General features: G+C 63.4%; 10 protein-coding genes. 5 read left to right on the top strand and 5 right to left on the bottom strand.

The annotated features are described in order from the left end of the window. Positions 1-59 precede the first annotated feature (59 nt). Positions 60-566: an RNA polymerase sigma factor gene (locus tag JOD67_RS30795; RefSeq protein ID WP_205121200.1), complete on the top strand. Its 507-nt coding sequence runs from the start codon at positions 60-62 to the stop codon at positions 564-566. Here JOD67_RS30795 and JOD67_RS30790 read toward each other — a convergent pair. Beyond that, positions 503-1,444, bottom strand: a complete 942-nt coding sequence (locus JOD67_RS30790) for a sugar phosphate nucleotidyltransferase (protein WP_205121199.1) — start codon at positions 1,442-1,444, stop codon at positions 503-505. The two genes, JOD67_RS30795 and JOD67_RS30790, sit on opposite strands and share 64 nt — an antisense overlap. A 130-nt stretch (positions 1,445-1,574) precedes the next feature. Here JOD67_RS30790 and JOD67_RS30785 point away from each other — a divergent pair, with 130 nt between their 5' ends. The 3 genes from JOD67_RS30785 (at position 1,575) to JOD67_RS30775 (ending at position 5,186) form a co-directional block, all read left to right on the top strand. After that, complete coding sequence (locus JOD67_RS30785; RefSeq protein ID WP_205121198.1) at positions 1,575-2,648, top strand: hypothetical protein; 1,074 nt, start codon at positions 1,575-1,577, stop codon at positions 2,646-2,648. Then, the gene (locus tag JOD67_RS30780; RefSeq protein WP_205121197.1) at positions 2,635-3,102 is read left to right on the top strand and encodes a hypothetical protein; all 468 of its coding nucleotides are present in this window, start codon (positions 2,635-2,637) and stop codon (positions 3,100-3,102) included. Before JOD67_RS30785 ends, JOD67_RS30780 begins: the two co-directional genes overlap by 14 nt. Positions 3,103-4,034: 932 nt before the next feature. Then, on the top strand, positions 4,035-5,186 hold the full coding sequence (locus JOD67_RS30775; RefSeq protein WP_205121196.1) for a glycosyltransferase: 1,152 nt from the start codon (positions 4,035-4,037) through the stop codon (positions 5,184-5,186). 16 nt (positions 5,187-5,202) lie between these two features. On the opposite strand, the gene JOD67_RS30770 is transcribed toward JOD67_RS30775, so the two are convergent. The 4 genes from JOD67_RS30770 to JOD67_RS30755 form a co-directional block, all read right to left on the bottom strand. Next, on the bottom strand, positions 5,203-5,409 hold the full coding sequence (locus JOD67_RS30770; protein ID WP_205121195.1) for a hypothetical protein: 207 nt from the start codon (positions 5,407-5,409) through the stop codon (positions 5,203-5,205). A 497-nt stretch (positions 5,410-5,906) separates the two neighbouring features. Further along, positions 5,907-6,809 (bottom strand): ParB/RepB/Spo0J family partition protein, encoded by a 903-nt coding sequence (locus tag JOD67_RS30765; protein WP_205121194.1) that lies wholly within the window; start codon positions 6,807-6,809, stop codon positions 5,907-5,909. A gap of 495 nt (positions 6,810-7,304) precedes the next feature. After that, on the bottom strand, positions 7,305-9,143 hold the full coding sequence (locus JOD67_RS30760; protein ID WP_205121193.1) for a heparinase II/III family protein: 1,839 nt from the start codon (positions 9,141-9,143) through the stop codon (positions 7,305-7,307). Between the two features lie 5 nt (positions 9,144-9,148). Beyond that, positions 9,149-10,768, bottom strand: a complete 1,620-nt coding sequence (locus tag JOD67_RS30755; RefSeq protein ID WP_205121192.1) for a type 2 periplasmic-binding domain-containing protein — start codon at positions 10,766-10,768, stop codon at positions 9,149-9,151. A gap of 148 nt (positions 10,769-10,916) precedes the next feature. Here JOD67_RS30755 and JOD67_RS30750 point away from each other — a divergent pair, with 148 nt between their 5' ends. Then, positions 10,917-13,112 carry a glycoside hydrolase family 5 protein gene (locus JOD67_RS30750; RefSeq protein WP_205121191.1) on the top strand — a complete coding sequence of 732 codons (2,196 nt, stop codon included), beginning with the start codon at positions 10,917-10,919 and terminating at the stop codon, positions 13,110-13,112. The last annotated feature ends 6 nt before the right edge of the window (positions 13,113-13,118 follow it).

The following is a 13,118-nucleotide window of genomic DNA, read 5'->3' as shown; positions in this document are numbered from 1 at the left end:
TAGTCATGAGTGAAACAAATCCCACAGATCACGAGGTCAGGATGATGCTGAACCCGAGGATGATCGTTGCCGAGACAATCGCTCGTGAGGATATCTACCGGCGCATGCTTAGGTATGCCTATAGCCTGTGCAAGGATCGATACGGAGCGGAAGACCTGGTACAAGACGCGATCGCCGTGGCGATCGGACGGGCGGATCAGTTCAAGGGAACAGGAGCGGTCGAGGCCTGGCTGAAGGCCATCGTGCGTACGACGCACCTGATGGCGATTCGCGCCAGAAGGGAGTGGCCGTCATCACTCCACGACAGTTATGTGCGGGTTTTAGTCTCAGCCGAAGAGGAAGCGCTCGGCAACCTTCATCGTGAGACGGTCAGCCGAGAAGTCCAAGGCCTTCTCGGTGAGCGGGACAAGATGCTGGTCGATCTCTACTACGGTTTCGGTCTGAGCCTGCGCCGGATCGCCGCCCTCACTGGTTCCACGGAGTACGCCGTCAAGTGTCACCTCTATCGCCTGCGGCGTCGCATCGAGGCGGAGAGCTCGGAGCGCCTGCGCATACTCGCGTCGTGACGCGCGACGTCGTTCAGCTCAGCTTCGGTGGGCTGGAGCAGGCCGTCGCGTCGGCCTACGGTCAGGTTAGCCCGTATCCAACCGTCGACTCGGCCACAGTCGTAGTGCTCTCCGGCGGCCCGGTGGATCAGCACAGGTTTGACCTTGGCGTACTGAGCGATCGCATCGAGCGCGACGTACTCGCCCGAGGCGGGATTTGGGCCAAGCGCTTCCAATACCTCGAAGACATCGGGTGGGAGAACGAAGCGAGAGATGGACGCGAGGTTGGAGGCGGCGTCCTCGACCTTCGGCTTCTCGATGGCATCGGCGACGTATTCGTGGCCATCAGGATCTCGTCGCGGTACGACGACGCCGCAGTGCCGGAGTCGCTCGCACGAAACCTCGACGACCTGAAGTGCGGCGGGACATCCGACGAACTCCCTGGCACGGATAAGGTCCCGCAGGTCACTGCCGTCGTCCTGCCGGAGGACGAGGTCGTCGGCCGACAAGTAGATCCAGTCGGAGTCTCCGATCCAGCGGCGTGCGAGCAGGGCGGGGATCGCGGTTCCGTACGCGCCGGGTGGCTGCTCGATCCACGTGAACGTGACCTGGTTGATCAGGTCGTACCAATCGGCTAACGGGGTATACTTGGCCGACCAGCCGGCCTCCTGGAAGTAGCGTTTGGTGTGCTCGTCTTCTTCGAAGTATCGGCGGATCTGGTCGTCGCGTGGCCTTGCTACGAAGGCGATCTCACGAATGCCGGCATCGATCAGCTCGGTGACCAAGTAGTGCACGATCGGGCGGTTGCACACGGGTAGCATTCCCTTGCTGATCGCGATCCCGACCGGGAAGAGTCGACTGCCGAAGCCGGCCGTACTAATCAGGGCCTTGAGTGACATGCGCGAAATGCTACGGCAGCTTGACGGGGCGTACAACGGCCCGATCGGCCAGGTGACAAGGAAACACCGAGACCATCGGACGGCGTTTTTCATCCTAGTAGCGAGAGCTGATTCGGAGGGAGGCTTGGCGGTGTCGGTGTTGAACTGGTACGACGCGCACGAGCTGGCCAAGCGGTATGGCGTTTGTTTCGACGACGTACTTATGATCGCGCTGAACGTGTTCGGGGCACGATCGGACCCGGGGTTCCCGCGGGCGCGTATGCTGATGCACCTAAGAAGCCGCCCTGAGGAGCCACTGCGCCAGGGGCTGCCGTTGGCAAGGGCAAATTCACCGTTCTTGGTAAGAGGCGACCAGCTGTTCTTCGACAACCAACTGATCGCCGACCTCGAAGAGGTAGAGCACGACGACGCTCTCTGGGGATACTTCCGCAACCACTGCCGCGTGTTGGTGCTGAACTCCAACGCTCGCAGCCAGTGCACCGGTTGTGTGTTCTGTCCCAACACGCTGGAGGGTGCGTCCGACCCGCGGCTCGCGGTTCTCGACGACCTCGATCAGTGCTTCAGCATCATCGAGGCCGAGCAGAGCTGGTCCGACATGAGCGGGCTCGACGAGGTCAACGTCGTGACGGGCTGCTTCCACTGGGAGGAGCCCGCCATCGATCATCTGGCGATGGTACGGGAGGCGCTCGCCAAGCATGGTGGCAAAGCTCAGCTGGGCATGCTGAGCTCGGTCATCAGGACCGAGGCGGGTATGGATCGGATCGCGGAGGAGGTTGCGCCGTTCTTTCTCGTGATGACTCTGGAATGCTTCACGAACCGGAGCGCCATTCTCAAGCACTCGAAGGCAAGCCTCCGGCCAGAGGAAGTGCCGCGCATCCTCGTGGCGGCGCGGGATCGCGGGTTCCAGGCCACGTTCACCTATATTGTGGGGCTGGAGCCGATCGACGTCGTGCGGGAAGCCCTCTTCGAGCTCAGTCAGGTCGTTACGAAGTTTCCGGATTTTCAGGTCTTCCAGGCGCACAACAAGTTCATGGAAAGCTTCGGTACGCGCGGATCGGACCAGCTGGAGTTCTATCTCCAAGCGCGCCGGCAACTGGAGCAGATGTTCCGCGACTTGCCGCTGCGTCCGCAGACCTGGGCGAACTATCGGTCGTTGTGGTACTACGAATTCGCCGGTGAGGAGCTCAGCGGTGCTCGCCACTAGGAACAACGTCGGTTCGGAGGGTGTGCCGGCGCGGCATCGTATCCGTGGAGAGGTTTTCGGGCACGGCGGCTTGATGGTGGTTGGAGTGCCGGCAACCCTGCTCGGGGAACGCCGAGCGATGCGCGTGCGACTCGACCTCGGAGATGGGAGACGACGTGCTCTCGCCTTCAGGAGCGGCGATGTGTCGGCCGTCGTCGTGCCGTCAAGTTGCCCGGTCGGAAGTACCGTCGAAGGTTGGCTTGAGCCCGAACGTGAGCCGTCGGCGTTGGTCGTTCCGCCCGATGTCAGACTCGCGTTCATAAGGGCACACGCCGACATCGGGTGGATGAAGTCCGTCGAACGAAGGCAAGCGCTGCTGTTGATCTACGAGGCCCGCGGCGCTGCTGTCCGGAGCCATCGGATATCTGCACTCGCGTCTGTATGCACCCGGTCCACGGACCGTGACGGGACATAGCCAGTGCCCGAAGGCCTGTCCCGGATACCGTGGGATGCGTACCTATGAACTCAGTCGATGCCCAGTTTCTGGCTTTGCCTGGTCGGGGCATGTGCGGTGGTGGATTCCGATGGTCGTTGCGTACCCCACAGGGTGACGAGTGTCAGTGATGCCTCGTGGCGGCACTGCGGATGGATCGCATCTGGCGAATCGCGTCGCCGTTGGCGCGTGCGATCGCTGAGCAAGAGCACATCGCACCGTGGTCGTGGAGCTTGGTGTAGAGGAGGCGAAGCGATGGCCGTGTGGGGTGAGGATCCAGGTGTAGGTGTGCTCGATGCGTTGGATGAGCCCTTCGGCCCGCCACCTCTGACATCTCATCTCCGGGCCGCACACGTTCACAAGGTCTAGCGGTGACAGCGACGGAATCTGGACCCTCTCGAGACGACGCTGCGTATTTAGCGCAGTGGGAGTTCGAGGATCTCCTCTTCCGCGCGCGCATTTCGCTTGGGCAGTCACCAAAGAGGTGCACGTTATCCCCACACGGATGTGCTCATCCCCTATCATGAAGCTATCCTCCGTGCGATCCTCACGAGCGAGCGACCGGCTCCTGTGCGGAGTGGATCAATCGAGGACCTCAGACGTGTCCTTGGAAGGCGCGAGTCTATCCGTTGCCATGGCGATGCTAACCCAATCCAGCTCCACCAGTTGAGTAGCTTCCTCTACCCATCATGCGATGATCGGAGCGACCTGGCTGTAGATGATGACCAGCCTATCCGCCGTCGCACCAACCGATCGGCGGGCTCGCTTTACGAGTTGGAGATCGACCCCGATTGTACCATTCCTGCCGCGATCTTGCTTCCGGTGTCGACCCTACGACTTCCTGACCGAAACTTCTGTTGCGACGGCTGCGTGGCCGAGCAACTGTCGCGAACCCAGCAAAATTGAGGTGACCTATGCGAGTCGCATTGTTGTCATTGTTCTGGAATCCGATTCGGGAACCGTTCACGGGAGGTACTGAGGTATTTGTCCACGACCTGGCTGAGGGGCTATTGGAACGCGGCATAGAGGTTGTGGTTTACGGCTGCAAGGGAACACGCATCGCCGACGTCGAGGTTCGCACATTTGGCACCGACCCCGGTCGAGTGCTCAACCCGACGAGACTATCGTTCATGCCCGGATTTGGTGTGGCGCATCAGCGGGACTTCGAGGACGAGCTCTTCCACCGAATCGTGATCGACGCTATGGAGGATCCCTCCATCGATCTAGTACACAACAACTCCTTCTCTCCGGTGCCTCTGTATGTCTCCAAGTGGGCGCCGAAGCCCGTAGTCCACACACTACACTCGCCAGCTGGCCCGTCAGCGCTCGCACGTGCTGTATCAGTGATGGCTTCAGCGGACACGGCTCACATCTGTTGCGTGTCGGAAAGCCAGCGCCGCGGCTGGGACGCCCTACCTGCGAACACGCCTGTCATCTGGAACGGCGTCCGAACTGACAATCTTCCGCCAACCGAGGGCAATTCCGATGGATCGCTGGCTTTCGTCGGCAGGATCGATCCGACGAAGGGCGTGGAAGACGCCATCGAGGCTGCTCACCACCTCGAGATGCCTCTCAACATCTTCGGCCCGGTTCCCCCACACTGCGAAGACTACTTCCACAACGTAGTCGAACCGCTCGTGCGCGGTAGCGGCATCGTCTACTACCACGGTCACTTGAAGCGGGCGGCGCTGTACGAGAGGCTTCGATTGGCCCAGGCACTCCTCTTTCCAGTCAAATGGGAGGAGCCATTTGGGTATGTCTTGGTGGAGGCGATGGCAATAGGCGTTCCGGTTGTCTCCTACGGACGGGGTGCAGCCGCTGAGCTGATAGATCGCGGCCTCACCGGCTATGTCGTGTCGCCGGACAACCTGGAACATCTGATCGATGCAGTCCGCATGACTGAGGACCTGGACCGCATACGGTGCTCAAGGACAGCTAGGGAGAAGTTCGACCACCGACACTGCCTCGACCGCTACGTCACGCTCTACGTGGATGTTCTGTCTGAGCGGGACCAAACGTCTTGCCGAGCCGTGGTTCGGGATCGGACATCCGCAGCACATCCGTGAGGCCGGCGTATCCGCTTCAGAAGCTTCGAATCCGCCTCCGCAACATGGTCTTCCCCCCAGCGTCTCGCGGATACACGATATCGCCCTCCGTCGGCTCCGTGTCGATCGCCTGCCGGATGCAGTCGTCGCCATCCATATAGGCCGACGACCGATACAGGCGATCGTTCGGACGGTCGCTACAGTCACCGGCGAGGTCGTAGTCGCGGGTGCGCTTCTCGGTCATCCCGAACTTGATGGAAAGTGCAGCTAGGTTCGGCGGGCTGCGACGTCGTGGCGACCGATTCAACTGGAGCATGGTGAGCTTTGCTGCAACAATCGCCTCCGGGGCCTGGATTCTAAGTCGAAGGAGCTGACGGCGGGGCCTACCTGGCGCGCTTGCCTGGTCGGCGTGACCGGAGCGCAAGATCGACAGGGTGATGCCGTTGATGCGTCGAGCGGAGGCGACGGAACGGTCACGCCGTGGGGCGATCCTCAGGTCTGCTCAAGCGTGTCAGCATGCGTTCCCGGACACAAGACACCGTCCAAGAACGGTGGTTGGCGAGGTTGCCCAGGTGTGTAAGATGCCGGCGCAACCTGATGAATGCCGTGCCCATGCAGGAGTCCACGGATAGAGTAGCGGCATGTCACGCCCCGCTGCTCCTTGTCGTGCCTGATTCAGATAACACCCCAGCTTGATAGCCCCGCCAACCGTCACGAGTCACGGACCCAAGGCTCCCACAGTCAGTCAATAGTGGAATTCAAGTTCTTTGAGGATTTCTGTCCATCTGCAACGCCGCTGCCGCCTACTTCGCCTTTCAGCTCATTCGGCGAGACTGCGCCTCCGAGGAATGCAGCAAGAATTTGTGCCGCCGCTCTGTCCTGAGTAAAACCTCGCCTACTCGCCCAACTGCGGAGCTGCATGTATTGTTCCTCGCGCAGTGTAACTAGAATCTGCTTGACTCCTCCTGGGCGCACGCGAAGCACCTTTCCCTTGCCGGCAACTTCCGCGACTCCAGATCCGAGGCTGCGTGCGCTTTGCGAAAGGAAATCGATTTGTTGCGCCGTCGTCATCCGTGAGAGCGTCTTAGCGATGTTCTCTAGCTCGGACTCATCGACACCCTTCTCGCCGAAGTGATCCTCGATTCGGATCGCCGTTCGGACATCAAGAGTGCCACCTTGTATAAGATTCTTAAGTTCGGGACGAAGGCGTTCGAACTTGATGTATGCTCTCACCTTGCTATATGGTAAGGCCAACTCTTCGCTCACTGCCTTGATAGAGCCATACTTGTGATAGAGGGAGGTGCACGCATCGATGAGATCCTTCGAACTTAATCCCCTTCGCATTAGGTTCTCGCTTATAGACAGCGCTCGCGTGGTGGCCTCGTCCGCTCTTTCTTCCAAAATTGCGGCAAGAATCGTTGGCTGGTTCAACCGTTGCAACGCGAGGAAGCGGCGTTGACCAGCCACAATCTCATACTGTGCGGCTCCTTCATCACTAGGTCCTTCGATGGGGGCAACAACGATTGGCTCGAGCTGTCCGTGAACCCGTATATTCTCCACAAGCTCCTCAAGATCCTTTTCGACCTCCCGTGTTCTGACCTGTAGCCTGCTTACAACGAGCTGATCCAGCCTGAGCTGTCGCACAGTGGCAATCCGTGGCAACTGCAGCACCCCCTACCGACTTTGACCCAAGTTCAGTGGCCAACTGACGATAGGGAGTTCGGTTGCCTTAAGCAAAGTCACTCGAAGTGATCCCCATTACCGTCTGTGATCGACGGGGACACGATATGTTCCTTGACCTGCAGATCTGTCGATATGCCTTGGAGCGAGAGTGTGTCCGCTATTGGCCTTCATCGCATTGCGATGTCACTGAACCGGTCGAGAAAGCGCGCATTTGATGTTGTCTTCGCGAGTGTTTCGGCCAGTGAAACGCGGATGTGCGATGCGAGGACGAAGTCATCTCTCGGAGAGCAGCGACATGAACGCCAGCGCGGGTCAAGCCGGCGACCATCGCGCGCTCGAGACTGTGGGCTGCATTGGCAGCGAGTGGCTGCGACGATGAGCCCGGGTGGGCGGCGATCTCTTGTATCTCTTTCCAGTGAAGGTCTTCCATGATGCGCGACCACGGCGCACGGTCGATCAACTTGTGTGCGGTGCCTTCTTCGGCGGCCACATTGGCGTGAGCCCGTCGCGCTCCGTGATCCGAGCACGCCGCACGATCGTTCCGGCCATGAGGTCGGACATCTCCGGCTCCCAGCCAATGCTCACGGCTCCGGGTACCGATGACGTCCGTACGACGACTGTCTGGTGCCCCGACCTCCATGTCCGCGGCGAAAACCTGCGCGGGTGGTGTTGCGACAGATGCGTGGAACGCGCCTTGCGAGGCGCATACCTGCCACCGCCTGCTCGTTCCAGCTCGACGGTCCGACACCAGGTCCGCAAGCCCGCATGGACTGGATACGCCGCGGCGAGGTCGAGGTCGATCCGCGCGCCGCTGTCGTCGAGCCGGCACCGAACGTCGCGTGCGGCGTGCTCCCCACCAGATGGCTGCTCGTGCCCATCGACGAGCGGCACGTTGTGGTATCCGCTGCGAAGGGACCAGATCTCGTACCGGTCCGGGCTGAAGTGCTTGTGGGTGTACTCCGCGACGCCGGCGTCTACGAGCACGGGATGCCCGTCGAGCGCAACGAGGAGAGTCCCGACGTCGTTGTGGTTGTGGTCCTCGCCGTTGTGTCCACCCTTGACCGAAACGAACAGCCCGCGGGTGCTGCCGGCGATCTGACGGGCGGTCAGCAGCTCGGTGTCCGGCCACCAGGCCTGCTGGACCAGCGGCGGCTCGGTGAGGGGCTCGTCCCGCCAGCGGGTGTCGGAGAGCGCGAAGAGGCTGCGACCGAGCCCGATGCTTCGCTCCACCACCGGGCCGGAGCCTCGCATCGCGCGGGCGTGCGCGACCATCTCGGCGTCGCCGACGCGGATGCCGTAGCGGTACAGCACGTGGGCACATGTGTTGTCGGCGTCGAGCTTCGCGGATCCGTCCGCCACGTTGACGTACCAGTCGCCGGCGATGTGCACACGATGTGGGTAGCGCCCGATCTCTCGTACCAGTGGGAGATCGAACGCGTCCAGGACGCCGTCGCTCGCGGTCCGGAGGAGCTCGAGACACTCCGAGAGCGAGGCGCCGGCGCGCCACCAGTACAGGTGACCTTCGTCGCACGCACCATCGCAGGGATAGCCGCCGAGGAACACGTCCAGACCTTCGATCGCGCGCTCCACCGTCTGGAGGAGGTCGGCACGGTCGGCGTCCAGGAGCAGCGAACAGGCGAGCACGTTGGAGTTGATCCACGGATTCCAGTTGCCCACCTGGCCGCGCCTGCCGAACCAGACCCAGCTGTCAACCGTGCGTTGCGGTACGAGGACGCGGGTGCGCACCTCGTCGACGATCCGATCGGCCAGCCCTCGTTCGGCGAGCTGAGCGGACAGCACTGTGTGCGTCCAGGCCAAGAGCGCACCGGTCTCGGCGGCGAACAAGTCGAGGGTCGGGTTGTCGACGTCGGGCAGCGCCGGCAGGTTGCGGGTGCCGTGCGACTCGTCATGAGCAGGCAAGCACCAGGACGACTCCTCGCAGAGCAGCCACGCGCCGTCGGCGACCTCGTCGTGCCAGCGTGCGTCGTCGGTGAGGCAGGCCGCGAGCACTGCGGCCGCGAGCCGCCGCCGGCGGTCGTTGTACGGGTCCTGGTACCGGACGCGGTTGCCTGTACGGGCGTAGTCCAACCACCGCGAGGCAGTCAGCTGCGGCCAGTCGCCGCCCGACAGTTGCTCTGCCTGGTCGAGTAGCGCGGTCCTGGTTGTGGCGTCGAAGCCGTCCCAGAACGAGCGGTCCGTGGCCGCCGGTACGGGCCGCCACGTTCCGGGCTCGGGCAGGTGCGCCCGCAGGCTCTCCGCGGACAGGACCGCCTTGAGCGACAAGGCTTCTGCCATCGGTCTCACGAACCGCCGTGGAGTGCGGCGTAGGCGGTCTCGTACTCGCGCGCGATGTCGTCGCCGCCGTTCTTGTGCCAGGCCGCGACGGCGTCCGGCCACGTCGAGGCGGGCTTGCGGCCGGCGAAGATGTCCATCCACCTGGTCTGGAGCTGCTCACTCAGGCGGCCGCCCTTGCTGCCGGCGGTCTCGGAATACAGCCCGACGGTGGGGTCTTTGACAAGCACCGCCACGGCCCGCTTCTGAAAGTCGTGCCATGCCTGGACGACGTCAGGTTCGCCGGGCAGGTAAAGCGCGTAGGCCGAGTCCGTGATGTATCCGGTCGGCAGCGCGACCTCGACCTTCCCCTTCTCCGTCCGCACCGGGTCGCTCCCGTTCAGTGTGTAGTGCTGGCCGGGCACGCCGTACCGGCGGAACAGATACTCCTCGGTGCCGAACGGCGCCGCCAGCCAGTTCGCGAGCCGGAGTAGGTCGGCGATCCGGCCTTTGTCCGCCTTCTTCAACGCGACTACGCCGAGCGTCGGCGGGCCGCCGCGGTGCGTGCCCTTGCCGCCGCCGTACCCGGGAGCGACCATCGCGTCGATCGCGAAGGTCGGGTTGCCCTGCCGGTACGTCGTGACGAAACCTGGCCAGGCGCTGTAGCCGTCGTAGGTGATCGCGATCGTGCTCGCCCCCAACCAGGTCTTGCGGATCACAGGGTCGGAGGTGAACGAGTCCGGGTGGAACACGCCGTCTTTGATCAGCAGGCTGATCGCGTCGATGGCCTGGCGCATCTCGTCGGTGTCCCAGACTGGCTTGAACGTGCCGCCGGCGTCGACCGACCACGAGTTCGGGACGCCGAGCATCTCCTGGACGAAGGCGAGTATCTCGTTGGGTCCGCCCATCGCCCAGCGGTTCTTGCGCGTGTCGGTCAGCGCCTTGCACAGCTCGCGGAACTCCTCGAAGCTCGTCGGCTGCGCGTCGAGCTTCTTCTCAGCCACCAGGTCGGTGCGGACGAACATCGCCGCTCCGGTCACCGCACGGGGAATCGGCAAGCCGTAGAGCTCGCCGTTCACCGCAGTGGCTCGCCAGGCGTCGGTAGGGATGGCGGCGAGGAACGGGTACTCCTTGATGGCGTCGCCGGCCAGGAACTCGGTGAGCGGGGCGAACCGGGCCTTGAGGAGATCGGGCTGCCGCGGCATCAACGGGTCGATCAGCGCGAAGTCGGGAATGTCGTTGCCCGCCATCGTCACGGCGAACTTCTGCGCGTACTCGCCGTCGGGGACCATCGTGAAGCGCAGCTGCGCTCCGAGTCGCCCGTCAAGCGCTTTCCAAAAGCTGTTGCGATCCGCGCCCGGCGGGGCTGCCGAGTAGAGACGCACGATGGCCGAGGCGGTGCCGCCCTTGATCGGCGGTTCCATGATCGTGCGGGTCGGGTTGGCCGGGTAGGCGAGGAATCCCGGCGCGATGTCCGCGGTGCCGGCGAGGTCGGGTTTCACTCCCTCGAAGGGGATGTACGACGGAAGCGTGACGCTCTTCGGCTGCGCGGTTGGCTTACGGTCGGTGCTCTGGCAGCCGGCGGCGAGGAGTCCGCTGGCAGTCGCCATCATCGCGACCCCTCCGCCGAGCACCTGGCGTCTGCTCATCCTGGACGAACTCATGTGCGACCTCACTCGGAAATCCGACCTTGACACTTAAAGGTTTAAGTTGTTTCGTGATGGTAACCGAGACGAAACGATCGGTACAGCCACTTCGCATGACCGCCATGGACGGACGACCACGAAGAGGGATGCCATGAGACTGAATCCTTGGCGGCCTGATCGGCGCCAACTCCTCAGCACAGCGGGAATCGTGACCGGCGCCGCGATGCTCTCCCTGCGACCGGGTTTGGCCAAAGCGGGGACCCATCCCACCGGCTTTTACGCGGGGGCGAACGTGTCCGGGCTGGAGGTCAACCAGGGCAAGATCCCAGGTGTCCCGAACACCGACTTCGCCGTTCCCACCGCAGCGGAGTTCGACAATCTCCGCGGGAACGGCCTCGTCGTATTGCGGATTCCGTTCATCTGGGAACGGATGCAGTCCACGTTGTTGGGCGCACTCTCCGCCGACTACCTCGGCATTCTCACCGGACTGGCCGACTATGCCGCCGATCATGGGCAGAGCCTGATCCTCGACATGCACAACTACGGTGGACGGGGACCGAACAAGCTGGGGAACGGCAACCTCACACCCGCGCATTTCGCGAACGTATGGTCGCGGTTGGCGACCGCGTTCGTCGGTCATCCCGGGATCGCCGCGTACGACCTGATGAACGAGCCGTCGAACATGCCGAACGCGTCGGCCTGGCCGACCGCCGCTCAGGCGGCGATCAACGCGATCCGGCAGGTCGATCCGGCCACCACGATCTACGCCGAGGGCGACAACTGGTCGTCGGCAGCGAGCTGGGTCGCGGTAAACGGCAACCTCGACCTGAACGACCCCGCGAACAACCTCGTCTACTCGGCGCACACGTACTTCGACCGCGACTCCTCCGGTACCCACTACTCCTGGACCGAGGAGGTCGCCGCCGGCGACCAGCTGAAGAACCCGCCAGGACCGCTGACCACGCAGATCGGTGTCCAGCGGTTCACCGGGTTCGTGAACTGGCTGCAGGACAAGGGTTTCCGCGGCCAGGTCGGCGAGTGCGGGACCGGGAAGGACGACCCGAACTGGCTGGCGACGCTGGACAACACGCTCGCGTTCTGCCAGCAGAACGGCGTCGGCCTGACCTACTGGGCGGCCGGGCTGTGGTTCACCGAGTACCCGATGGGCATCGAGCCCGGGCGGGACGGCCGCGACACGGTGCAGATGGCGGTGCTGCAGAAGTACACCGGTGCCGAGCCGTCGAAGAACTATCTGGTCACCGGACCGGACCGTGGCGCGGCGGGCAGCCAGTCGGCACCGTTCACGGCCGACTACCGCGGCTACCACGCAGCCGCACTCCAGCTCACGCCGACCTCGAGCGCAGGCACCTTCCAGCCCACGAGCCTGACGATTCCGGCGGGCTTCAACGGGGCGGCGGCGTTCCGCTTCACCGCGCCGAGCCTGGCCACGTACGCGATCGCCACGGCCAACACGTCCGGCCTCACCAACCCGCCGCCGATCGGCTACTCCACGCGGACCGACGCGTACTCGGTCATCGATCCGGCCGCGATCATGACCGCGCTGTCGACGCACCGGCTCTATACCCCGTATGTCGGCGACGCGGTGACGCTGTACCGTGCGAGCGACGGTGCCCAGCGCGGTTTCCCCTTCCTTGCAAACGATTCCCTCGACACGGCCGCGATCTCCTCCTGGGCCGGCGGGTCGAACGTGTTCGTGGTGCGGCTGAGCGACCAGTCGCCCCGAGGACGGCACGCAGGCACGGTCACGTCGCAGAACCAGAACGGTCCGGGTGGAACGCAGCTGCCGTCCCACGTCGACGACTACCCGCAGCTCGTGCTGAACGGGCCAGGTGGACTGCCAGTGCTGCGGTTCGCGACCAGCCGGATGGATGCGGTGGCGCCGATCAACGGGCTCACCGGGTTCACCTGTGTGATGGTGTGCAAGCCCAGCTCTGTGGCGAGCATGCAGCGGCTACTCAGCTGGCACTTCACCGAGTTCCTGCTGCTCGCGGGTGACGGATCGGGCACCTGGCAGCAATCGGGTGAATCTTCGCTGTCGTTGGGGATCGATCCCACGGCCTGGCACATCTACACGGCCCGCTGGGCCGGTGGTGGTCAGCGCACCACCTGGGTCGACGGCGAGGTCGTCGGGTCCGCGGCAGCCGCGACGCCGAAGATCACGTTCAACCACGACAACCGCGTCAATCTCGGATACTTCCGGTGGTTCCAGAACGTCTACTTCACCGGCGACGTGCTCGCGCTGTTGCCGTTCGGAGCCGCGCTCAGCGACGCTCAGCTCAACCAGCTCTGGAGTACCCTGTCCGACCTCACCGGTATCGGTGCCTGATCGAGA

The sequence above is a fragment of the Tenggerimyces flavus genome, from assembly GCF_016907715.1.
In the GTDB taxonomy this organism is placed as follows: Bacteria; Actinomycetota; Actinomycetes; order Propionibacteriales; family Actinopolymorphaceae; genus Tenggerimyces; species Tenggerimyces flavus.
The sequence above is the reverse complement of the archived record's forward strand: the minus strand, read 5'-3'. Positions and strand labels throughout refer to the sequence as shown.